Annotated in this window: 18 protein-coding genes; 9 read left to right on the top strand and 9 right to left on the bottom strand. The window is 34.5% G+C overall.

The window, feature by feature from the left end; genetic code table 11:
* Positions 1-206: 206 nt before the first annotated feature.
* Positions 207-725 carry a heavy metal-associated domain-containing protein gene (locus V1468_RS03540; protein ID WP_331808871.1) on the bottom strand — a complete coding sequence of 173 codons (519 nt, stop codon included), beginning with the start codon at positions 723-725 and terminating at the stop codon, positions 207-209.
* A gap of 95 nt (positions 726-820) precedes the next feature.
* Between V1468_RS03540 and V1468_RS03545 the strand changes: the two genes are divergently transcribed.
* The gene (locus V1468_RS03545; RefSeq protein WP_331808872.1) at positions 821-1,699 is read left to right on the top strand and encodes a DMT family transporter; all 879 of its coding nucleotides are present in this window, start codon (positions 821-823) and stop codon (positions 1,697-1,699) included.
* Positions 1,700-1,748: 49 nt separating this feature from the next.
* On the opposite strand, the gene V1468_RS03550 is transcribed toward V1468_RS03545, so the two are convergent.
* Both V1468_RS03550 and V1468_RS03555 read right to left on the bottom strand, forming a co-directional pair.
* The gene (locus V1468_RS03550) at positions 1,749-3,830 is read right to left on the bottom strand and encodes an insulinase family protein (RefSeq protein ID WP_331808873.1); all 2,082 of its coding nucleotides are present in this window, start codon (positions 3,828-3,830) and stop codon (positions 1,749-1,751) included.
* Positions 3,831-3,849: 19 nt separating this feature from the next.
* A complete protein-coding gene (locus tag V1468_RS03555; protein WP_331808874.1) occupies positions 3,850-5,169 on the bottom strand; it encodes a M16 family metallopeptidase in 1,320 nt (439 codons plus the stop codon).
* 290 nt (positions 5,170-5,459) lie between these two features.
* Here V1468_RS03555 and rplU point away from each other — a divergent pair, with 290 nt between their 5' ends.
* From rplU to V1468_RS03585, 6 genes are all read left to right on the top strand, one after another.
* Complete coding sequence (gene rplU, locus V1468_RS03560; RefSeq protein WP_331808875.1) at positions 5,460-6,125, top strand: 50S ribosomal protein L21; 666 nt, start codon at positions 5,460-5,462, stop codon at positions 6,123-6,125.
* Positions 6,126-6,168: 43 nt separating this feature from the next.
* Complete coding sequence (gene rpmA / locus V1468_RS03565; protein WP_296349734.1) at positions 6,169-6,429, top strand: 50S ribosomal protein L27; 261 nt, start codon at positions 6,169-6,171, stop codon at positions 6,427-6,429.
* 136 nt (positions 6,430-6,565) lie between these two features.
* Positions 6,566-8,143 carry a tetratricopeptide repeat protein gene (locus V1468_RS03570; protein ID WP_331808876.1) on the top strand — a complete coding sequence of 526 codons (1,578 nt, stop codon included), beginning with the start codon at positions 6,566-6,568 and terminating at the stop codon, positions 8,141-8,143.
* Positions 8,144-8,291: 148 nt separating this feature from the next.
* The gene (locus V1468_RS03575) at positions 8,292-11,126 is read left to right on the top strand and encodes a TonB-dependent receptor (protein WP_331808877.1); all 2,835 of its coding nucleotides are present in this window, start codon (positions 8,292-8,294) and stop codon (positions 11,124-11,126) included.
* On the top strand, positions 11,107-12,144 hold the full coding sequence (locus V1468_RS03580; RefSeq protein ID WP_331808878.1) for a phytase: 1,038 nt from the start codon (positions 11,107-11,109) through the stop codon (positions 12,142-12,144). The genes V1468_RS03575 and V1468_RS03580 overlap by 20 nt, the downstream gene beginning before the upstream one ends.
* A gap of 128 nt (positions 12,145-12,272) precedes the next feature.
* Positions 12,273-13,004, top strand: a complete 732-nt coding sequence (locus V1468_RS03585) for a hypothetical protein (RefSeq protein ID WP_331808879.1) — start codon at positions 12,273-12,275, stop codon at positions 13,002-13,004.
* Here V1468_RS03585 and V1468_RS03590 read toward each other — a convergent pair.
* The 6 genes from V1468_RS03590 to V1468_RS03615 form a co-directional block, all read right to left on the bottom strand.
* Positions 13,001-14,773, bottom strand: coding sequence for a MutS-related protein (locus V1468_RS03590; protein ID WP_408647354.1), 1,773 nt, complete (start codon positions 14,771-14,773; stop codon positions 13,001-13,003). The two genes, V1468_RS03585 and V1468_RS03590, sit on opposite strands and share 4 nt — an antisense overlap.
* 65 nt (positions 14,774-14,838) lie before the next feature.
* Positions 14,839-16,527, bottom strand: coding sequence for a M61 family metallopeptidase (locus tag V1468_RS03595; RefSeq protein ID WP_331808881.1), 1,689 nt, complete (start codon positions 16,525-16,527; stop codon positions 14,839-14,841).
* Positions 16,528-16,640: 113 nt separating this feature from the next.
* Complete coding sequence (locus V1468_RS03600; protein WP_331808882.1) at positions 16,641-17,387, bottom strand: succinate dehydrogenase/fumarate reductase iron-sulfur subunit; 747 nt, start codon at positions 17,385-17,387, stop codon at positions 16,641-16,643.
* Positions 17,388-17,399: 12 nt separating this feature from the next.
* Positions 17,400-19,400 carry a fumarate reductase/succinate dehydrogenase flavoprotein subunit gene (locus V1468_RS03605; RefSeq protein ID WP_331808883.1) on the bottom strand — a complete coding sequence of 667 codons (2,001 nt, stop codon included), beginning with the start codon at positions 19,398-19,400 and terminating at the stop codon, positions 17,400-17,402.
* A 12-nt stretch (positions 19,401-19,412) separates the two neighbouring features.
* Positions 19,413-20,102, bottom strand: a complete 690-nt coding sequence (locus V1468_RS03610) for a succinate dehydrogenase cytochrome b subunit (protein WP_331808884.1) — start codon at positions 20,100-20,102, stop codon at positions 19,413-19,415.
* Positions 20,103-20,209: 107 nt separating this feature from the next.
* Positions 20,210-23,053 (bottom strand): WD40/YVTN/BNR-like repeat-containing protein, encoded by a 2,844-nt coding sequence (locus V1468_RS03615; protein ID WP_331808885.1) that lies wholly within the window; start codon positions 23,051-23,053, stop codon positions 20,210-20,212.
* Positions 23,054-23,495: 442 nt separating this feature from the next.
* On the opposite strand from V1468_RS03615, the gene V1468_RS03620 reads away from it, so the two are divergent.
* Both V1468_RS03620 and V1468_RS03625 read left to right on the top strand, forming a co-directional pair.
* Positions 23,496-24,788 carry an aminopeptidase P family protein gene (locus V1468_RS03620; RefSeq protein ID WP_331808886.1) on the top strand — a complete coding sequence of 431 codons (1,293 nt, stop codon included), beginning with the start codon at positions 23,496-23,498 and terminating at the stop codon, positions 24,786-24,788.
* Positions 24,789-24,807: 19 nt separating this feature from the next.
* Positions 24,808-25,029: a hypothetical protein gene (locus V1468_RS03625; protein WP_134198251.1), complete on the top strand. Its 222-nt coding sequence runs from the start codon at positions 24,808-24,810 to the stop codon at positions 25,027-25,029.
* Positions 25,030-25,113: the final 84 nt, after the last annotated feature.

The following is a 25,113-nucleotide window of genomic DNA, read 5'->3' on the forward strand; positions in this document are numbered from 1 at the left end:
TTATGTTTAAAAACTGGATGCGCTATAACGGAAAAAAAAGGAATATACTGAATGCTAAATCAAGGTCAAAGACGCCTTCAATTTATTTGTTATGGTTATTGCCAATAGGCTGTATAATGCTTGCTTTTGTTTTTTTACAAGTATTAGCTTAAAACAAAAACGCCATCCTTAAAAGGATAGCGTTTTAGATTTGTAGTAAAAAACTACTATTCAGTTTTGTTTTCTTCTTTATTACAACATGGTTTTTTGCAGTCTTCTTTGCATGCTTTCTTCTCTGCTTCAGTTTTGTTAGCACAGCATGCTTTATTACAATCTTCCTTGCATTTTTTAGTCTCATTACCAAAACCATCTACAACCTTCATGTCTTTTACTTTGTATACATCACTAACTTTAGCAACTGCTTCTTCTAAAGATTTTGGAGATACTTTAGCTTCATCGTACTCAACCATAGCCAAACGTGTATCAAAATCTACTTTTGCAGATTTTACACCATCCATTTTAGCCATTTTCTTTTCAATAGTTTTTGCACAACCTACCGCACAAGTCATACCTTCAATTCCAAACTCTACTTTAGCATAATTTGCATTTGGATCTAAAGTTTTAGCAACTTCTTTAGCATCTACTTCTACATCAACAGTTTTTACTTCTGGCTCAGCTTTGTCTTTGCAAGATGTTAAAGCCAAGAGTAAAGCAGAAGCAACAATTATATTCTTAAAATTTCTCATAAGTATAGACTCTTAAATTTTGGATAAATCTAATAAATATTGATGTTTCTTGCGAAAGAATTAACGATTTTTGTGAATCTTAAGGAAACATTTGTATGAAAAGCCCTAACATAAAATGGATTTATCTTCTCATCCTTTCGGTTATTTGGGGAAGTTCGTTCATTCTCATTAAAAAATCGTTACTTGGACTTACTCCATTTCAACTTGGCGCTCTAAGAACTATTTTTACGGGAATAATTTTATTATCAGCTGGATTTTACCATTTAAAGCATGTCCCAAAATCTAAATGGAAGTGGCTACTTTTATCTGGTTTGTTAGGATCTTTCTTTCCTGCGTTTTTCTTTGCCATAGCAGAAACTGAAATTGACAGTGCTGTTGCTTCAATATTAAATTCCTTAGTACCTCTAAATACAATAATCCTTGGGTTTGCCGTTTTTAAAATTGTATCTACAAAACGACAGATTCTAGGTGTAGTTATTGGATTTGTAGGTACTGCAATTTTAATTTTAAAAGGATCTGAACTCAATCCAAATCAAAATTATCTATATGCTGGCTTTGTTATTGCATCTACATTAATGTATGCTGCAAACGTTAACATTATAAAACGATATCTACAAGACGTAAAACCGTTGGCTATTGCTGCAGGTAATTATGCTTTTATTGTTATACCTGCTATAATTGTATTATTCTTTTCTGATTTTTTTACGTCAGAACGATTAAATCATCCTTATTTACTTCAGTCATTAGGTTTTGTCGCTATCCTTTCTGTATTTGGAACTGCAATAGCTAAAGTAGTTTTTAATAAACTTGTGCAAATTTCTACACCTGTTTTTGCTTCTTCAGTAACTTATATTATGCCTATAATCGCATTGCTTTGGGGTATCTTAGATGGTGAATCTTTTAGTGTAATTCAAGGTTTGGCAGCACTCTCAATCTTGGTTGGTGTCTATTTATCTCATAAACGTAAAACATAAAAAAAACCGAAGCTAACGCTTCGGTTTTTTTTATCAAGGTTTAATACTCTTAATTAAAATCTTCATCAGTAACTCCTTCGTTAATTTTAACTTCTGTAGTTTCAAAAGTAAATGACTGAGGGCCTGCTGTAACTTTCATAGTATACGGCATCATTACACCATCAACTTCTTTGTAGTTAGAATAATCTACAACCGATGTTATAGATTGTCCTTGTGCTTCTGTTGTAGATTCAGTTCTTATTAAATAACCTGTCTCAGCGTCATAGTATCTATACGATGCTTTGTCATCTTTAGTTACTTTTATTTTATAAGCATCTGCTCCTTCAATTGTTGTAAGGCTTTCTAATTCAATGTTTGAAGACTCCATATATAATTCCTCGAAAAGACCTTTAGTAGATTTTCTAGAAGATAATTCTTTATCTTCCATAGGAATCTTTCTTCCTTGTTGTTCCATATAACCATTACTACCATCAAAATTTTGCTTCATTAAGGTACCCATTCCTTCGGCAACAACTTCCATTTTGTACTTATTTGGTGCCATTTGTTTTGTAGTAGCAATAGGCTTAAATGGCGCACCTGTTATGGTCATTTCTGCAACAACTAATGTAGTATTTACTTCTCTAAGTTTTGCTTCACCACCAATAGCTTTCACATAGTTTTTAATCACTGTTTCTGCCGTTAAGCCTTCTGGTAATGGCTTAGAGAAAACAGGTTTCTCTGTAGGATTGGCATAGGTGTCGTAATACTTAATAGGAATTCCTGTTTTTTCAAGGTTTTCTAACACTTCACTTCCTTTACCTACTACTACTATGCGCGCATTTTCTGGTTTAAAGTGTTTGTTAGCTACACGCATTACATCTTCTTTTGTAACTGCATTGATCTTTGCTAAATACGTCGAATAAAAATCTTCTGGTAAATTATTTAGCTTTATACTTAAAGCATAGTTTGCAATAGTTCTTGGACTTTCTAAATCTAATATAAAGTCACCTACATATTTTGCCTTAGCATTTTCTAGGTCTTTAGTATCTACTGGTTCTGTTTTTATTCTGTTAATTTCCTTTAGTGTCTCAACAACAGCACTATCTGTTACCATATTTCTTACTGCTGCTCCTGCTGTAAAACGAGATGCTCCATATCTACTTGGACTAATACTTGTACGTGCTCCGTAAGTATAACCATGCTCTTCACGAAGATTCATATTTAGGTAGCTACCAAAACCACCACCTAAAATTTTATTTGCGATTAGTACGGCATGGTAATCCTCATCATTCATTTTAAAATCTACATTGTTAGTCAATGAGATATTAGACTGAACTGCATTAGGCATATCTATAAAGTTAACTTGGGTGTACTGAGCATTAGCCATTGGCTTTGGTAAAGTAGTCTCTACACCTGCTGACTTTTCCCATTTTCCAAAATGTTCTTTTATTTTACGCTTAACGTCGCTCATTTCTACATCACCCACTATTACAAGATATGCATTGTTAGGATTAAAGTACTTTTCATAAAATGCTAAAACGTCACCAAATTCAATATTGTTAACTGTTTCTTCTGTAACAAACTCTCCATAAGGATGCTTAACACCATATGATAGTGCAGAACCTACTCTACGAGCAACTGCATCTACACTCTTTTTGTCTGATTTAAGACTTTCTATAAGCTTTTCTTTTTCCTTCTCAAACTCTTCTTTAGTTAATAATGGGTTTATTGCCGCATCTGCCATTAACTCAATAATTCTATCAGAATATTTTGATAGTGAACTTGCGAAAGCACTTTGAGACCCAAATCCTAAATTAGCACCTAAAAAATCTATCTCGTCATTAAACTCATCTTTAGGAATATTAGTGGTTCCGTTACCAAGCATAGCACCTAAAATACTAGAAACGCCTGCTTTTTTACCTTCTGCTATTGGCTTATTGTCTATTCTTAAAGTAATAGAAACTCTTGGTAATTTATGGTTTTCTACAACTAAAACTTCGATACCATTCTTTAACTTAAACTCACCTGGTTTCTCTAAAGTTATCTTTGGAGCAGGTCCTGGTTTTGGTTGTACAGATCTGTCGATTTGTGCATTTATTACACCTACCGTCATTAAAAACAACGCAACAAATGCTGATATTTTGATTTTCATGTGTTTTTTCATTTTTATTTTATTGATCATCAGTCTTTGGTAAGTATTCTAATATTAAACGTTGATTAGGGTTTAAATACTTCTTAGCAACATCTCTCATTTCTTCTCTTGTAATAGAGCGATAGATTTCTATTTCGTTATTAATTAAGTTCACATCGTCATAAAGCATATAATATCTTGCCAATGAGTTTGCAATACCTTCAATACTAGAGTTAGAATTTACAAATTGATTCTCAAATTGGTTTTGAAGCTTTTGGTAATCGCGTTCAGATATTAATTCTTCTTGAATTTTAGCAATCTCTTCATCCATTTCGGTGATTAGTGTATCTAAAGACACATCTCCTAAAGGCAAACCAAATAAAGCATAAATACCATAATCTTCTTGGCTAATATTTACTGCTGCAACTTGTAAAGCCTGCTTTTGTTCATCTACCATTTTTTTATAAAGCACAGAACTTTTTCCTCCGCTTAAATATTGAGAAATCATATCTAAAACATAAGCATCTCTATTTTTAAAAGAAGGTGTTCTATAAGCCGCAATAACTGCTGGTATTTGAATGTTTGGATCGTAAGCCTTGTCTCTCATAGACTCAGTAATTGGCTCTTCTCTAGGCAGATCTCTAACAATATCCTCACCTTTTGGAATTGGACCAAAATAATCTTGAATCATTTTTTTAACCTGAGGTTTGTCAATGTCTCCTGCAACCACTAAAACAGCGTTATTAGGCACATAGAATTTTTTATTAAATGCCTGAAACTCTTCTAATGTAGCTGCATCTAAGTGCTCCATTTCACCAATGGTTGTTCCTTTATAAGGGTGCACTTTAAACATACGTTTTTTAATTTCAGCTAAAATGTTACCGTAAGGTTGATTGTCTACACGTAAACGTTTTTCCTCCTTTACAACTTCATTTTGTGTATCAACACCTATTTGATTGATTACAGGATGTAATAATCTCTCAGATTCCATCCATAAACCTAACTCAACACTGTTAGAAGGAAACACTTCATAGTAGTATGTTCTGTCATCAGTAGTATTAGCGTTATTGCTTCCTCCATTTGATGTTACAATATTAAACCATTCACCACGAGGGATATTTTCGGTTCCTTCAAATAATAAATGCTCAAAAAAGTGAGCAAAACCAGTGCGCTCAGGATTTTCATCTTTTGCACCAACATGATACATTACGGAAACAGTAACCACAGGAGCGGAATTATCCTGATGCAATATAACATGCATTCCATTGTCTAAATCGTACTCCTCAAATTCCACCTGCTGCGCATTGGCAAAAGAACCAACAAACAACAAGAGTGCTAGAGTAAATAAGCTTTTTCTCATTATTAATAAGTGTTTAAATTTTAAATTGTTTAAGTGTTTGTCTTAATATAATGTGCATTGTTACACAAAACCACACAAAAATAAGGAATCATTAGGCTTAATTAGCCTAATAAAATGTAAAAACTGTTTTTCATGTAGTGTCCTAATTTAAAAACACATACGAATTTAAGTTGAAAAGTGTGTGAAATGCCTTAAAACGTTTGTAGATTAGGAATTTAGGAGTATATTTGCATCCGCTTTCTGAGAAAAGCATATTTTTTTAATAAACAAATTAATAAAAACGTTACGCTATGTACGCAATTGTAGAGATAGCAGGGCATCAATTTAAAGTTGAAAAAGACCAAAAAGTTTTTGTTAACCGTTTATCTACTGAAGAAGGTAAAAAAGTTGATTTTGACAACGTACTTCTTATAGGTGATGGTAACAATGTTACTTTAGGCGCCCCAGCTATAGACGGAGCACAAGTAAGTGCAAAAGTCTTAAAGCACCTTAAAGGTGATAAGGTAATAGTTTTCAAAAAGAAAAGACGTAAAGGTTACCGTGTAAAAAATGGTCACAGACAAGCCTTAACTGAAATCGTAATTGAAGGTATTACTGCTTCTGGAGCTAAGAAAGCTGCTCCTAAGAAGGAAACTAAAAAAGCTGAACCTAAAGCAGAAAAAGCCGCTCCTAAAGCAGCAGCTAAAAAGGCAACTGGTAAAGCTGATGATTTAAAGAAAATTGAAGGTGCTGGACCTAAAGCTGCGGAAGCATTAGTAAACGCTGGATTTGAAACTTTTGCTAAAGTTGCTAAAGCAACTCCAGAAGAATTAAGCAATGTTCTTTCTGAAGCAAGCTCTAGATTAGCACACATCGTTACAGATACTTGGCCAAAGCAAGCTAAATTAGCTGCTGATGGTAAGTGGGACGAATTAAAAGAATTACAAGACAGATTAGACGGTGGAATTGAAAAATAATTTTTCTAATCCATTAATATTAACAAAATAAAACCTTAAGACAATGGCTCATAAAAAAGGAGTTGGTAGTTCTAAAAACGGTAGAGAATCAGAATCGAAACGCTTAGGTGTTAAGATTTTTGGTGGTCAAGCTGCTATCGCTGGGAACATCATCGTAAGACAAAGAGGTAACACTCACCACCCAGGTGAAAATGTATACCAAGGAAAAGACCACACTTTACATGCTAAAGTTGATGGTATTGTACAGTTTACTAAGAAAAAAGACAACAAGTCTTATGTTTCTATAGCACCATTTGAGGCTTAAGAAATCTTTCTTAATAAAATATTTAAAAAGCGGTTAGAAAATCTAACCGCTTTTTTATTGGTAACATTTTCATCATAAAAATTACAGGTTTATATAACATTGGTTGCTTTTATTTATGAGTTTAAATAAAATAACCTTGAGTTTTCATAAAAGCCTTTTATTCATATACCTTTTAATTTCCGGAATTGCTAATTCACAGTCCTCAAAAAACAACGAACAACTAGACCAACAATTATATAAATTAAAGGAAAGACTAGAATCTGCAAAAGCAGAATCTAACACTCAGAAAATAGCAAAAACCTATATTGAGCTTGGAAACTTCTTCAAGGCTATTGAGCTTTATGCTGAAGCCCTAAAAAACTATCAGGCATATTTAGATATTCAAAAAACTAAAGATTCCTGTTCTGTATACGTTTATAATTCATTAGCTTCAATAGATCTCGACCTTAAAAAATATATTGAAGCTAAAAAATACTCACTCATCAGCCTTGATCTCTCTGAAACTATTAGCTATGAAAAAGGCAAAGCCGAAGCTAATGCTCTATTAGGTAGTATTGCCGAAAAGCAAAGTGATTATAACAGTGCTTTGAAATACCAAAATATAAGTCTTGCTATATTTAAAAAGCTAAATGACAGTACTGGTCTTGCAACGGTAAATGAAAACATAGGAAGTATTTATGAAGACCTTGAACAATATGATCTTGCGCACAGTTATTTCAAAAAAGCGCAGGAATTTGCAAAACATAGTAACTCAGATTTACAGATAAACATTATCAATAATCTTGGTGATGCCAATCGTAAGACCAAAAATTATGAAAAGGCAATCCTCTATACAGAAGAAGCATTAAAACTAGCACAACAAACTAATAATGCATCTCAATTTGAAAGTGCCTTAAAAGATCTTGCAAGAACTTATGCTGATACTGGAGATTTTGAAAAAGCCTATAACTACCTCAACAACCAGTCTGTTATAAATGAAGAAGAGCTCAAAAAAAACACTACCGAAATGGTAAGTGCAATGCAAGTGCTGTATGACGTTAAGGAAAAAGAAGCTGAAGTTGAACTGCTAAATAAAGAAAATCAAATAAATAAAGTACGGCAATATGTTATTTTAATAATTACTGGCGCAATTATTCTGGCATTGATAGTAGGTTTTATGTACTGGAAAAAGAGAAAAAAACACGAAAACCGGATACTAGAATATAAACAACAATTGCTTCAGGCAGATTTAGATAAAAAAGCAGCTAAAGAAATTGCTTTAAATAGAGAAATAGATATTAAGGTTTCTTCCCTTACAAATTACAGCCTTCATATTGCCCATAAAAACAAAATGCTTTCAGACATTTCTAAAACCCTTTCTAAGTTAAAGAATCGCAATAGTGAGCTTGTCTCAAAAAAACTAAAAGATATTGTCAAAGACATCGAAGCTGATCTAGAAAACAATAACGAATGGACAGAGCTTATGAGCTACTTTGGACAAATTCACCCAAACTTTTTTTCTACCTTAAAACAAATTGTAAACGATAAGTTATCCTCATCAGAAATGCGCTTGTGCATGTTATTGAGATTAAATCTCTCTTCAAAGGAGATTGCAGACATTCTTCATATTACTCCAGATAGTGTTCGAATAGCTAGATACAGACTAAGAAAAAAATTGCCTTTAGAGTCAAAAGACGATCTTCAAGACTATTTACTAAATCTTCAACTAGATTAACCAAATTCTTTTCTCAATGTTAAGTTAACGTAAATGTTGCTTTCATTTATACCCATTTTACAAGGTTCTGTTACGTTTTGTTAACGCTCATTTTATCTACAAATGAAGTCTTCAAACTAGTTTTGAGGGAAACAAAAATCAACCTTAAATGAAACATTATTTTACCCTTTTATTTTTAACCCTCTCTTTTTTCGGATTCGCACAATCTGGAAATTTACAAGGTGTCATTTCCGATAAGGATGGTCTTACCATTCCTGGTGCTACAGTTTCTATCACATCACTTAACAAAGGCACTGTAACTGATTTTAACGGAAAATACGTGTTAGTAGATATTCCTGAAGGAAAACATACTATTACTGTAAAATATCTTGGTTATTCAGATGTGACTGAAGATATAGATATTGTTGCAAGCCAAACTGTAACTCTAAACTTTACACTAAACTCCGAAGATACTGCTCTAGAAGAAGTTACTATCAATGGTTTTGGTCTTAGTGGACAAGCAAGAGCTTTAAACACCCAAAAGAACAAACAAAACATTACTAACGTTGTCTCTACTGATCAAATAGGGAAATTCCCAGATGCCAATATTGGTGATGCAGTAAAGCGTATTCCTGGTATTACGATGCAAGTAGATCAAGGTGAAGCACGTAACATTATTGTTCGCGGTCTTTCTCCTCAATTAAACTCTGTTACCTTAAATGGCAGTAGAATTCCTTCTGCTGAAGGTGATAACCGTAACGTTCAGATGGATTTAATTCCATCGGATATGATTCAAACGATTGAAGTAAACAAAGCAGTAACTCCAGACATGGATGCGGATGCCCTTGGTGGTTCTGTAAACTTAATTACGCGTACTTCGCCTCAAGGTTTCCGTTTGTCTGCAACAGTTGGTTCTGGTCTTAACTTTATCACAGACAAAAGAATCTTAAACGGATCTTTCTTAGTAAGCGACCGAAGTAAAAACGATAAATTTGGTTGGATGGTTTCTGCATCTATTAACGATAATGACTTTGGTAGTGATAACGTTGAAGCTGAATGGACAGACGAGTTTGAATTTAACAACGGAGACGAAGATAATCTTGAAGAAGTGGATGTTAATCCTTATGCTAACGTTTTTGAAATCAGAGAATACCTAGTACAACGTGTACGTCGTAGCTTTTCAGCTAATTTAGATTACAAATTCGATGATAACAACTCTGTATATTTTAAATCTATCTATAACTGGAGAGATGATAGAGAAAACCGTTTTAGATTAGAGCACGAAATCCTTGATGGTGAAGACATTGAAGCTGGAGATTTCTCAGTAGATGGTAATGGTAACCTTACAATGTTTCCTGTAGAAGCAAAGCGTCAATCTAAAGGTGGTATTGGAAATGACAGAAATAAAAACAGACGTTTAGAAGACCAACGTATGCAAAACTACAGCCTTGGTGGTGAGCACCTTTTTGGCAATGTACAGTTTGATTGGATGGCATCTTTTGCTAAAGCTTCAGAAGAGCGTTTAAACGAGCGTTATTTAGAGTATGAGAGTGAATACATAATCGACTTTAATAACAATCAAGATAAACCTTTGTACACTCCTACAAATCCTGCTAATGTTAATTTTGCTGATTTTGAATTTGGTGAGCTTACAGAAGAAAACCAATATACAGAAGAAGAAGACATTAATATTTTTGTGAATGCACAATTACCTTTATCTGTTATTGATGGTAATGATGGCTTTTTAAAGTTTGGTGCTAAAACAAGATTAAAAAATAAAAACAGAACAAACGGTTTTATAGAATACAGTGATGAAACTGGTGCATTAGAATTCTTAGGTATGGTTCCTACAAGAAGCTATTCTGATACAGACTTCTTAGCTGGTAGCCAATACCAAATCGGCACATTTGCTAGTCCAGAATTTTTGGGTGGCTTAAATCTTAACGACACTGACCTTTTTGAAGGTGAAGATTTACCAGAAGAATATGCTACTGCTAACTTTGACGTTAACGAAAACGTATATGCAGGTTACGCTATGCTTAACCAAAATATTACAGACAAGCTAAGTGTTTTAGCCGGTGTAAGATTAGAGCATACTTCTATTGAAAGTACAGGTAACGAGCTTGTTTTTAACGAAGATGGAGACGTTGATGGTATTGCTGAAGTTAAAGACGAAAACTCATACACCAACATATTACCTGGTGTTCATTTTAAATATGATGTAACGGATAATACCGTTTTACGTTTTGCTTGGACCAACACTTTAGCAAGACCAAACTATGTAGATTTAGTTCCATACAGAGAAATCAATAACGAAGATGAAGAAATCTTCTTAGGAAACTCTGAATTAGACCCAACAACGTCTATGAACTTTGATTTTATGGCAGAGCACTACTTTAAATCTGTTGGTATTGTTTCTGGTGGATTATTCTACAAAAGCATTTTAGACTTTACTTATGTGTTTCAATCTGAAGATGAAAACGGTTACGAAGTGTATCAACCTTTAAATGGTGATGACGCTTCAGTATTTGGTGCAGAGGTATCTTTTCAACGTCGATTAGACTTCTTACCAGGTTTTGCTAAAAACTTCAGCATCTATTTAAACTATACGTACTTAACGTCTAGTGCAGATGGTATCCGCAACGAGGATGGTGAAGAGCGTACAGATTTAGATTTACCTCAAACATCGCCAAATATGTTTAATGGTTCCTTAGGTTATGCTGGCAAAAAGTTTAGCTTGCGTTTATCGGCTAACTTCTCTGATGATTATATTGATGAAATAGGAGGAAATGCTTTTGAAGACCGCTATTACGACGAGCAGTTCTTCTTAGATTTTAATGCCAACGTTGCACTTAACAAAAACTTAAGTTTATACGTAAATCTAAATAACATTACTAACCAACCATTACGTTACTATCAAGGTGTGAGTAGCAGAACTATGCAAATGGAATACTACGATATGCGTTTAACATTCGGATTAAAATATGATTTATTTAAGAAGTAAGATGATGAAGAAAACCTTAATACTAGGTGTTATTTCTGCTATAGTTTTCTCTTGTGGAAATGGATTACCAGAAATTGCACCAACACTAAAATCCGAAAAATTACCACACGACAGTGACGACCCAGCAATATGGATTAATCACAAAAACCCAGAACAAAGTATTGTTTTTGGTACTGATAAAGATGAAATTGATGGTGGTGTGTATGCACTAGATTTAGACGGAAAAATCATAAAAGAGAAAAGTTTAACTGGAGTAAGTTATCCTAATAATGTGGATGTGGAATATGGTTTTAAACTGAACGACTCTACAAAAACCGACATTATAGTATTTTCTGAACGTGAGAAAAACCAAATTAGAGTTTATTCAGTACCAGATATGAATCCATTGGATAATGGTGGTTTTAAAGTGTTTGAAGATGAAACTGATGTTTTACAAAAACGACCAATGGGAGTTTCTATTTATAAGAATCCAGCAACTGAAGCCGTTTCTGTATTTGTAAGTAGAAAAGCAGGACCAACGGAAGGTTATTTATACCAATATGCCTTGGTTAGCGATTCTTTAGGAGTACATTCTAACTTATTGCGTAAAATGGGAACTTTTAGCGGCCAAAAAGAAATCGAGGCTATTGCTGTAGATGACGAATTAGGTTTTGTGTATTACTCTGATGAAGGTGTTGGTATTAGAAAATACCACGCAGACCCTAAAAAGGGAAACAAGGAAATTGCACTATTCGGAACAGATAATTTTAAGGATGATATTGAAGGTATTGCGATTGCAACATACGCTAATGGTGAAGGTTTCATCATTGTATCCAACCAACAAAACCACAGTTTTAACATCTTTAGACGAAGTGATAATAGCTTTGTAAAGGAAATAAACTTAGGTACAATTGAAACAGATGGTTGCGATGTAGTAACAGTACCTTTGGGCAAAAAATATCCAAATGGACTGTTTGTCTCAATGAATGACGAGCAAGACTTTTTCTTTCATGCTCTTGATTCATTAAAGTTGAAGTAATTTTTTTCAAGTTAATTTTTATAATTGGTTAAGAACCCTTTCCGTTTTTGGAAAGGGTTTTTTATTGTCATTCTAAAACACTAATAGATTTTTATTTCCGTTATTGTATTGAAAACTAACCAGTCTTTATGAAGCGCATAGTCCTATTTTTAAGTCTTCTATTTCTTTTACAAAGTTGTAAATCCTCATACAGTAAAACTGAATTACTTAAAGAAAATAAAGCCCTTAAAGAACGCATCAAAAAACTTGAAACTGCTGATACTGTAAATAAAGAAGCCGCTATTGAACTGAAAAAGATAAATGTAGTTTACAGAGGTATTTCTAACCCTATTTATATATCAAAACCTAATGCTGTTTCCTTTGAAGCAACCGCTTTTGGATTGAGAAAATTAGATAGTTTGGGAAATTATAATCTGAGTCCTGGAACTGGTAAAACAGTAGATATTACAATTAAATCTAAACTTAAAAATGGAGATTCCTTAACCGAAACAAAAACATTAAGGATTAAGGATATTGGTATGCCTTTAAGCTTATTAAATGGAATAGGTTGCAATTCTTCTAAGTGTGAATTAATGCTAAGAAAAGAAGATTTAAAAAATAGTGCAATAACTTTAGACAGCGAAAGTTTGATATTGGACTTAGATGTGACTGGCTTCAAGTTAAAAGTTCCTAATCAAGACGTTATTACAATAATTGGAAACGTGATACCTAAAGAAGTAAATGACATCATTGATGATCTAAAAAATGATGATCAAGTTTTTGTCTTCGATATAAAACCAAAAATTAAAAACCCTATTTCCAATTCTATCAGAATATGTAAAATAAGTCCTATTCTAATAAGAATTGTTGAAGACAATTAAACAATTTCCATCTTCTTCAATAGGAAGCTCGCATTCATATTTTGGCAAACGCCTTTCTTAAGTTTGTAATCAAAAAAGAGTTCGTCGTTTTTAATTTCGGCATCAAAGTAGTAGTTTTTTACAGCTTCTAATTCGGTTTCAATTTCAGTAAGACTTAAATCGTGCGTTGCTATAATTCCTGTTGCTTTTTGACCTACTAGTTTTTCTACAAACTTTCTTGAGCCAATGGCTTTATCAGTAGAGTTTGTACCTTTTAAGATTTCATCCAAAATCACAAAATAGTTTTTGTCTTCAGCAATAGTGTCTACAATGAATTTCAATCGTGTAAGCTCACTAAAAAAGTACGAGCTATCATCTGTCAACGAATCTGTAGTACGCATACTTGTAATGAGTTTAATCGGCTTGTATTTACTTGTTTTCGCACAAATAGGCAAACCAACATTTGCCATAACAATGTGCAACGCAACCGTTCTTAAAAAGGTACTCTTACCTGCCATATTGGCTCCTGTAACGATGAAAAACTGCTCTTGTAACAATTCTAAATCGCTATCAATTCGTTTTTCAGCATTTAATAAAGGATGTCCTAAACTTTCGGCTTTAATCGTTATGTTCTCTGAAGTAATTTCAGGGTAAGTAAAGTCTTGATGATTGTAGGCATAGTTACCCAAAGTGTTGTACGCATCATAAAATGTTACCACTTCAAACCAATCTTCAACCTTGTGCGCATACTTGCTAATCCATTGCTCTACGCGATACGTTTGCCTTATATCCCAAAGCAAATACCCATTTCCAAAAATGGCTGAGATAAAGTTATTTCGGTTATCTAAAGCGTCTAAAGCTTTTGAGAATTTTGTAAATATCTGTGAGGCTTTTTCACCTTCAGACTGTATTTTTTGTTGCTGTTGTTGCAATAACTCAGACTTAAATTCTTTCTGTTCGATTTCTTTCAGTAATAAAGCATATTGTCTAAAGGTGTCTTTAGCTTTTTCGGTGTTTTGGGCAACATTATTAATTGATTTTAAAAATCTTCCAGTAATCGCTAAACCTAAAAGCAACCAATATCCAGCATATTTTATTGGAATAATTTCAGTAAATCCTAAGACCAAAAGTGCTACTGAAGCTACACTAAAACCTATTGTTAACCAATATAATGTTGCGTTTAAAAATGGTTTATAATCCTTTAGCCATTCAATAATAGATTTTGCAGAATGCTCCACTTTTACACCTTGCGCTACACCAGAATAATATTGCCTCCATTGAGGCTCATCAGCTAATTCTTTAATCGCATTTTGTCGTGCTTCAATATTAGTAATATCGTTTGCCAACAAACAATTAACAAGCGATTGTGTGCCTTCATTTATAGTTGTTCTGTTGATGTATTGAAAGAAAGAACCTCTTCCAAACAAATCGATATCTAAACTATAGGCATGAGCAGGATTTTGAAATACTTTTCCATCTGCTCTATCATAAAAATCACCTGAAGCTATTTTAATTTCATCTTCATTAATAGTGGCTAATCGTTTGTGCAGTTCGCGTTTGCTTTTAAGATCTGTATGTCTAGATAGTAAAAACAGAAACACAGCAATGCCAACCACAGCTATAATTGCTGCAACTTGCCAGTTTTGATAGGTTAGATAGATACCAAAGCCAGCCAACAAAAATACAGTAAGCCTAAGCACACTGTATAATCCCATCTTTTTATACAAATCCTTTGCGGTTTGTTGGTGTATTTGTAGTTGAGCTTTGTAAAATGTATTTGGGTTTTTCATCATAAACTTTTCGAAGTCGAAATATATGAAAAACCCATACTTTATAGCCTAACTTTAGCTTTATATTAAAAGTCTAAATGCGATTTATTAAAGTCATTATCCAACAATTTAGGCAAGTCCACTTCCTTTATGGGTAAATATTTTATCAGAACGTCTTTACCTTCTCTCTCAATAGTGAATTCTGCTTCGTGATCTATAGAATCGTAGTAATAGCTCATTCCTTTCACCGAATCTCCTTGTCTTAAACCTGCTTTGTAAGCTTCTGAATTCTCATCGATAGACGCAATCTGCTTTCTATCTTCTGAAAAGGTAAAACCTAAATCAAACACTTTAGACGTTGGTTCGTATTCAAAACCAAATTCGTCATAAATTGATTTAAAATCATAGAGTTTTCCTTCTTCAATATGAAGGTTGAAGAATGGTTGAAAATCTTCTTTTAAGTACTTGTTTACTGTTTTAATAAAATACGTATGTGTGATTTTTTGTCCCGTTTTTTCAGCATCATTTTTAAAATCTAACATCACATCATCTAAACTTTTAGCTCCTTCAGTCTCTTGTTTTATTTTTTGATCTAAGTAAAACGCAAGGAAAGCTCCGCGTCTGTAAGGTAGTTTTTGAATGCCTTCTTTCCCACTCCAAAAATTATCATACGTCATTTCACTATTAGGCATTTCTCTTGCTGGATTGGTATAAAGTGCCTTTACAAACGCATTAAATTCATTGATGAAATAGCTTTCATCATAATTGTAAATTTTATTCTTGGCAATGTTTTTCAACGTGTAATAGTCTGTAAACCCTTCACTAAACCAGTATTGCTTTTCTTCATCATCGTTTCTGATTAAGGATCCAATCCAGTTGTGTTGCAGCTCATGATTGAAGAGATATACCAATCCTGAAACTTCTAAATACTCATTGTTTGAAGCATTGGTTGCAAATGAATTGGTTAATCCAGACCCTTGGAAAGAACTTCCTCGTTCTTGCACAGTTGGGATCATAGTGACTACATAGTATTTTTGAGAATTGTCTTGCCAAAATTCACGTTGAGCAGTTACTGTTTTTTCTAGAATACTTAACATCTCAGAGTCTTCAAATACTTCCCAATCACCTCTAATGGCAAATACCACTTTATTGCCATTTATGTCCATCTCATGTGCTCTGAAATCACCTCCAACAAAAACAGCAGTATGAAATTTTTCCTCCGAAATACCTTCTATAGCTTGATAGTATTCTCCGCTTCCAAAACTATTGACAAGCTTGTAATCCTCAGGAAAACCATTCCAAGAAATATTGACATTAAAATTATCTTCTGACTGTTTTAAAACATGCTTTGGAAGCATAAAAAAGTTATGCGAAAACAGATGAAAATATTGAGGTTGAATAATTGGTCTGTACGATTGTCTGGTTTTTAAATCACCTTTACTGTCTTGCTTTATTGCATATTCAACTTCAATTTGGTCTAAGTTTTTAGGATGCGAAATCACATACCAACCACTATCTCTATTGGTCGTTATTTCAGCTTGTTCTGAAAGGACTTTTACATCATGAATTACATTGTGTAAACTATCTTGTCCCCAAGCTTTATCTTGAAATAATAGAATTGTTTGTCCGTTCTCATTGGTTTGAAAAACCATTTTTACATTTAGACTAGTATGGTCTTCTGAAGGAGTAACAGTGTAGTTAATGGTGTGATCTAATGTCTTACTGCATGAAAAACAAAGATACAGCACACAAAGAGCAAGGATAAATTTTTTCATTTTTTGATTGATTAGATGTTATAATAAAAGACGAAAAATTTGACTTTATGTTACAAAAAAACCTCAAGTTAACAACTTGAGGTTTAGTATTATATCAGTTTAACAAACTATATCTAACCTTTTAGGCTTGCTGCAAGATACTCACGGTTCATACGTGCAATATTTTCTAAAGATATGCCTTTTGGACATTCAACTTCACAAGCACCTGTATTAGTACAGTTACCAAAGCCTTCTTCATCCATTTGCTTTACCATGTTTAGTACACGATCCGTAGCTTCAACTTGTCCTTGTGGTAACAATGCAAATTGAGATACCTTAGCACCCACAAATAACATTGCTGAAGAGTTTTTACAACTCGCCACACAAGCACCACAACCAATACATGTTGCAGCGGCAAAGGCATCGTCTGCATCGTGCTTATTAACAGGAATCGCATTAGCGTCAATCGTATTACCAGATGTATTTACAGAGATAAAACCGCCTGCATGCTGTATTCTGTCAAACGATGATCTATCTACCACTAAATCTTTTATTACCGGAAACGCTTTAGCTCTAAATGGTTCTATAGTAATAGTGTCACCATCTTTAAACATACGCATATGTAATTGGCAGGTTGTAATACCTCTATCAGGACCATGAGCTTCACCATTAATGTACAAAGAACACATTCCGCATATACCTTCTCTACAATCATGATCAAAAGCCACAGGCTCTTCTCCCTTGTTTATCAGTTGCTCATTTAAAACATCTAACATTTCAAGGAAAGACATATCAGGAGAGACATCACTTATCGGATAGTCTACCATTTTCCCTTTATCGTTAGCGTTCTTCTGACGCCAAATTTTCAACGTTAAATTCATAGCTTTCCTTTTTTATTTATAACTTCTTTCTTTTACTTCTATATTTTCATAAACCAAATCTTCTTTATGCAATACTGCATCTTTTGGCTCTCCTTTATATTCCCAAGCAGAAACATATTGGAATTCTTTTCTACGCATTGCTTCACCTTCAGCAGTTTGATACTCTTCTCTAAAGTGACCACCTGCAGACTCTTCTCTTAATAAGGCATCCTTAGCAAACAACTCTCCTAACTCTAAGAAATCAGCAACTCTTAATGCTTTTGCTAATTCTTCGTTAAACTCATCGTTAGAACCTGGCACTTTTACATTTGCCCAGAACTCTTTTCGTAGCTCTGCAATTTCAGTAATGGCCTCTTTAAGACCTTGTTCATTTCTTGCCATACCACACTTGTTCCACATAATTTTACCAAGCTTTTTGTGGAAATGATCTACAGAGTACTTACCATTATTATTAATTAAATGCGCAATGTTATCTTTTACACTTTTCTCTGCTTCTTCAAACTCTTTAGAGTCTGTAGAAATAGGTCCTGTTCTAATATCATCAGCTAAATAATCACCAATGGTGTATGGTAATACAAAGTAACCATCAGCCAAACCTTGCATTAATGCCGAAGCACCAAGACGGTTAGCACCATGATCTGAGAAGTTAGCTTCACCTATACAATACAGTCCAGGAACAGTAGTCATTAAGTTATAATCAACCCAAACACCTCCCATCGTATAGTGTACTGCAGGATAAATCATCATTGGTGTTTCGTATGGATTCTGATCTACGATTTTTTCGTACATCTGGAATAAGTTTCCATACTTAGTTCTTACAACCTCTTGACCAAGTTTTTTAACCAGAGCATCATCATTTTCGTCTAAACCTTTAACGTGCGCCTGCTCTTTACCGTAGCGCATAAATGCTGAAGCAAAGTCTAAGTAAACAGCTTCACCAGTGGCATTTACACCATAACCAGCATCGCAACGTTCCTTAGCGGCACGTGATGCCACATCACGAGGTACTAAGTTACCAAAGGCTGGATAACGACGCTCTAAGTAATAATCTCTATCTTCTTCAGCTAAATCTGTTGGTTTTAATTTACCAGCACGAATAGCTTCAACATCTTTTTTATGTTTTGGTACCCAAATACGTCCATCATTTCTTAAAGACTCAGACATTAACGTTAGTTTAGACTGATGATCTCCTGAAACCGGAATACATGTTGGGTGAATTTGCGTATAACATGGGTTAGCGAAAAATGCTCCGCGTTTGTGTGCTTTCCAGGCTGCAGTAACATTACTTCCCATTGCGTTAGTGGATAAGAAGAATACATTTCCGTAACCTCCTGTACCCAACACAACAGCATGTGCTGAGTGACGCTCTATTTCTCCTGTAACTAAGTTACGTGCAATAATTCCTCTTGCCTTACCATCTACAATAACCACGTCTAGCATTTCGTGACGGTTGTACATCTTAACCTTACCACGACCAATCTGACGGTTTAAAGCAGAATATGCTCCTAAAAGTAACTGCTGACCTGTTTGACCTGCTGCATAGAATGTTCTGGAAACCAATACACCACCAAAAGAACGGTTGTCTAATAATCCACCATACTCACGAGCAAAAGGCACACCTTGCGCCACACACTGGTCTATAATATTTGCTGAAACCTCAGCCAAACGATATACGTTTGCTTCACGAGAACGGTAATCTCCACCTTTTACAGTATCATAGAATAATCTGTATGTAGAATCACCATCTCCTTGATAATTTTTTGCTGCATTAATTCCACCTTGAGCCGCAATAGAGTGTGCACGTCTTGGTGAATCTTGAAAACAAAATGCTTTCACATTATAGCCTAGTTCTGCTAAAGTTGCAGCTGCTGAACCTCCAGCTAAACCTGTACCAACAACGATAACATCAATAAGACGTTTGTTTGCTGGGTTTACAAGGTTAATATCATTCTTATGTTTTGTCCATTTGTCCGCTAAAGGACCTTTTGGTATTTTAGAATCTAATATTGACATAGCATTAATTTTTTAGTGTGTAAAGTGATGATAAACTGCGATAAAAATGAATAAAGCAGGAATCCCTATAGAATACACTTTACTAAATCCTTTAAGACCTTTTGTATATTTATTATTGGCTCCAACTGATTGAAATGCAGAATTAAATCCATGCAATAAGTGAAGTGCTAATAGTACAAAAGCTACTACGTAAATCCCAACTCTAACTGGACTTACAAATTTTTCTCTTAACTCTTCATAATAACGGAAACCAGAGTCAGCAACATTCGGATCTATAAGACCACTCATATCACCATCAATATATTTCACTGTCATTTCGTGTACCCAGAAATCATAAAAATGAATACCTAAAAAGGCTAAAATTACCAGCCCACTTAAAAGCATGTTTCTAGACATCCAACTTGAGTTCGCTGACGCTGCATTCTTTGCATATTTTACACTTCCTCTTGATGCTCTGTTTTGTGCTTCAAGTATGAATCCCATCACAAAATGGAAAATAACACCAATGATTAAAATTGGCTGCATAAGTCCTTGTATTAATGGATTTGTTCCCATAAAATGAGATAACTCATTAAATAGTTCCTCGCTAAAAACAGAGGTAAAATTGATGGAAACGTGCATTACTAGGAAAATCATAAGGAAGAATGCCGAAAGTGCCATGGCAAACTTTCTTCCTATCGAAGAATTAAAAATTCCGCTCATTGTAGATCTAATCTTTTTGTTAGTCCTACAAAGATACAGCGCAAATGGTTTTTAGCCAACTGCGCTGTATTATAATTAATTATTTAGAATGAATTTAATTAGAGGCGTTATTTTATCTCTAACTTGGTAGAGCTATCATCAATTTTTACTGTGTAAGTTCCTTTGGGTAAGTAATATTTTCCGTTGCCAGATTTACCAATCTTTAATTCTTTATTCTCTTTTTCTAAAGCTTTCTTTCCTTTTTCCGTTAACGTTAAATCATAATCTACATAGTTTAATCCTTTAACAACATTAACAGACATTCTATTTAATTCTGATCCATTTTCTGATAGAATTTTCAAGGTTTTTGTACCTGGAGCATTGCTATAAAACTGAATGGTTGTTTTAGGCTCAAAAGCGTCGTACCATCTTCCCCAGGAACTTCCCCAACGACCCGAATGACGTACAGACTCCATATCGAAAAACGTTATGGCTTTGGCGTCCATTTCTGAATTTACCTTTTGTAAAGCCGAAATGTTGGTTTTATAAATGCTACGTCCATGCGTTCCTAATAATAAATCACCAGCTTCTGGTTGCACCACAATATCATGAATCGCTACGTTTGGCAAGCCTTCTGAAAACACATTCCAAGATGTACCTTTATCAAAAGACACATAAGCTCCGTTATCGGTTCCTAAATACAAGATATTTTCGTTTTTAGGATCTTCTTTTATCACATTTACTGGAGATGCTGGTATGTTTCCGCTGATGTCTTTCCAAGTTTGTCCATAATCATCACTCATGTAGGCATAGACTTTAAAATCATCCCAACGGTAACCATTCAAAGTGACATAAACACGTTCCTTTTTGTGTTGCGAAGCTATTACACGACTCACCCATAAATCCTTTGGAAAGGAATTTGAAATATTAGTCCAACTACCACCTGCATTTTTAGTAATATGTACCAAACCATCATCACTTCCTGTGTAAATTAAACCAAATTGAAATGGACTTTCTGAAATGGTTGTCAAAGTACCATAAGCTACATTTCCTTTTTTGCCTCCATTGGTTAAATCGTCACTAATGGCTTCCCAATCGTTACCTTGATTCATAGAACGCATTAACTTGTTACCACCCAAATACAAAATATCTTGGTTGTGAGGCGACAATAAAATTGGAGTTTGCCAGTTGAAACGGTACGGATTTTCACCTAAAGTATGCTTTGGCTGAATGTATTTCTGATCTTCAGTTTCAAGATTTAATCTGTAATAATTTCCGAATTGATAGCCTGTGTATACAACATTAGAATTTCTACTGTCAATTTGAATTTGCATACCATCACCTCCCATTATGGATTTCCATGGATACTGGCCTTCTTGATGCCAAGCCTTGTCTTCGCGTGCATTATGTGCACCAACCCAAACACCATTATCTTGCAAACCTCCATAAACGTTGTATGGTTTTTCATTGTCCACATTAATGGCATAGAATTGTCCAACTGAAGGCGAATTGTTCTTTATCCAGTTTTCACCATCATCGTAAGAAATATTAATACCTCCATCATTACCATCAATTAAATGATTAGGATTTTTAGGATTAATCCAAAGTGCATGATGATCGGCATGCACATTTTCTGCACTGATGGATGTCCATGTTTTTCCACCATCTTTAGATTTTACAATCGGCACACCATAAATGTAAATGTCATTTTCGTTTACTGGCGACACATGAATGTGACCAAAATAATAGCCGTAACTGTAGTAGATACCATCTAGATAATCGTCGTGGGTTGTCTTCCAGGTTTTGCCTCCATCTGTACTTTTGTATACCTCAGCACCAATTACAGGAGTATCAAACAACATAGAGTTGGAATCTTCAAGATATTTTGCTAAATCAATAGGTTTTACGTTACCAGAACGTACCATTTGCTTCACATTTTCTGGTCTGTATTTTTCCTGAAAACCATTCGTTCTCAAAAATGCATTCAGTTTTTTATTGTCTAAAGCCAAGAAATCAGCCTTAGACATGGTCTTGAAATCTTCTTTTGTTAAGTCTCCTTTATCATCCTTCTTTTTATCATCTGGTCGTCTAAACTGACTATCATGAACGGCATATACCACATCATCATTAAAGACTGCTATACCGATACGACCAACTCCTTCACCTGTTGGAAAACCACTTTTTTCTGTAGATATCTTGGTCCAAGTTTCACCTGCATCTGTACTTTTATAAATGGCTGAATTGCTACCGTTTCCTGTAAAATTCCATGCTTTACGATCTTTAGTCCATGATGTTGCAAACATCACATTGTAGTTTTTTGGACTATGTTGCAAATCGATAATACCACTTTCCTCATCTACAAAAAGTGTCTGCTTCCAAGTTTTACCACCATCAGTCGTTTTATAAATTCCGCGTTCTTTGTTTTGTGAATACAAATGTCCTGTAGCACCAACGGTTACCACATCTGGATTATCTGGATGGATTAAAATCTGCGCAAAATGATGTGCATCCATCAAACCTAAGTTTTCCCAAGTCTTGCCATTGTCTGTAGATTTTAACAACCCAATACCAGCATACGACGAACGCGACGCATTATTTTCGCCTGTACCAACATATATCGTTCTCGTTGGCCAGTGCACAGCAATATCACCAACATTCTGAGTGTCTGAACTGTCTAAAATTGGATTGAAAGTAGTTCCGTTATTGGTTGTATGCCAAACACCACCAGACGCATAACCAACATAAAATTCCGATGGCATTTCTGGATTGACATCCACATCTACCACACGACCACTCATTACGGTTGGTCCAATATTTTTAAAAGGCACTTGTTTTACCAAGGACGTTTTTGCCATTTCGCGCTTTTGCACTAAAGCATTTTTTACGGTTTCAGCAGAGGTTGCTGGTTGTTGTGCGAAGGCTACTAAAGCACTTGCAGCAAATGCAAACGACAGGAATTTAGTTTTAAACATGTGGTTGGTTTTTAAGTTGGCTGAATTTAGCCATTAATCCATATATCTTCAAAATTTATAAACAAAGTTTAACAGATTATCTTAATAGGCTTGGGCTTGCGTTTTACTTTGTTTATTTTTGAAAAAACGAAACTTTATCGTCAAGTTGAGGTGTTCGAAAGCATTAAAGTATGCTCTTAAAAATTTCGTCAATTCGAGTGAGTTTTTGCCTTTTACAAAAATTTGTATCGAGAATAGAAATTTTTATGTCGCACTTGTTCTCGATACAATTTTCTTGGATTTCTCTGAAATCGCAATCCAAGAAAACCACTCGAACTGACGTTAAAAGACTTATCAAATTTTAAATCAGTTTTTGTCAATCTGAACTTGTTTCAGATTCTGAAATAAATTCAGAATGACAAGGATTTACTTTTTGTAGATTAAAACAATAAATAACTATCAAATGAAATACCATCCTATAGACCGTAACCTATTCATAAAAAACCGTAAAAACTTTGCTTCTCAGATGAAGCCAAACAGTTTAGCTGTTTTTAACTCCAACGATATTTATCCTGTAAGTGCAGATAGCACCTTACCTTTTGCACAGCATCGCGATATTTTTTACCTCAGTGGTGTAGATCAGGAAGAAAGTATTTTGGTTATTTTTCCAGATTGCCCAAAAGAAAAACATCGTGAAATCTTATTCTTAAAAGAAACTAACGATCATATTGCCGTTTGGGAAGGCGAAAAACTCACTAAAGAAAAAGCCTTTGAAACCTCTGGTGTAAAAACCGTGTATTGGTTACAAGACCTAGAAAAAATTATGTTTGAACTGATGACGCAATGCGACACGGTTTACATTAACACTAACGAGCATTACAGAGCCAATGTTGAGACCGAAACTCGTGAAGATCGTTTCACCAAATGGTTAAAAAATCTGTATCCTGCGCATTCTGTGGCGAAAAGCAATCCTATTTTACAACGTTTACGCTCTGTAAAGGATCCAATAGAAATCGACTTAATGCAAAAGGCTTGCAATATTACTGAGAAAGCCTTCCGAAGAGTTTTAGGTTTTGTAAAACCTGGTGTTTGGGAGTTTGAAATTGAAGCCGAAATGATGCACGAATTCTTAAGAAATCGTTCTAAAGGTTTTGCTTACACTCCAATTATTGCTTCTGGAAATAATGCCAATGTATTACACTATATTGAAAACAACCAACAGTGTAAAGATGGAGATTTAATTCTTTTTGATACTGCTGCTGAATACGCCAACTACTCTAGTGATTTAAGCCGAACTATTCCAGTAAATGGCAAGTACACTGAACGCCAAAAAGCGGTTTACAATGCTGTGTTGCGTGTAAAAAATGAAGCAACTAAAATGTTGGTTCCTGGTACACTTTGGGAACAATATCATGTAGAAGTTGGTAAATTAATGACCTCAGAATTGTTAGGTCTTGGTTTATTGGATAAAGCTGATGTGCAAAACGAAAATCCAGATTGGCCAGCGTACAAAAAGTACTTTATGCATGGCACAAGTCACCATATTGGTTTAGACACGCACGATTATGGTTTACTACACGAACCAATGCAAGCCAACATGGTATTTACTGTAGAGCCTGGTATTTATATTCCAAATGAAGGTTTTGGTATCCGTTTAGAGGATGATGTAGTGATACAAGACCAAGGAGAACCTTTTAACTTAATGGCAAATATTCCTATTGAAGCTGAAGAGATTGAGGAATTAATGAACGCATAATAACCAAAACTGATTATATATGAAACGTATTTGCATAGGCTTACTTTGTTTAAGCTTGCTTTTTAGCACCACAGGATGTGCCACTATTTTAGGTGGACCAATTTCATCGAGTCAAAAAACAAAACCTGCACCAGGACAACAACAACGCGATGTTAGAGTGGGATGGCTTATTGCAGATATTCTACTTTTTGCACCTGGTCTTATTGTTGATTTTGCTACTGGAGCGATTTATAAGAGGTAGATCATAAATTTTAATATTGAAGGTGAGACAATTGAGGAATTGATAAATTAAAACTGTTAATAATTTATTCGCCTCTTAATAGTA

The organism is Winogradskyella poriferorum (assembly GCF_036553625.1).
Lineage (GTDB): Bacteria > Bacteroidota > Bacteroidia > Flavobacteriales > Flavobacteriaceae > Winogradskyella > Winogradskyella poriferorum.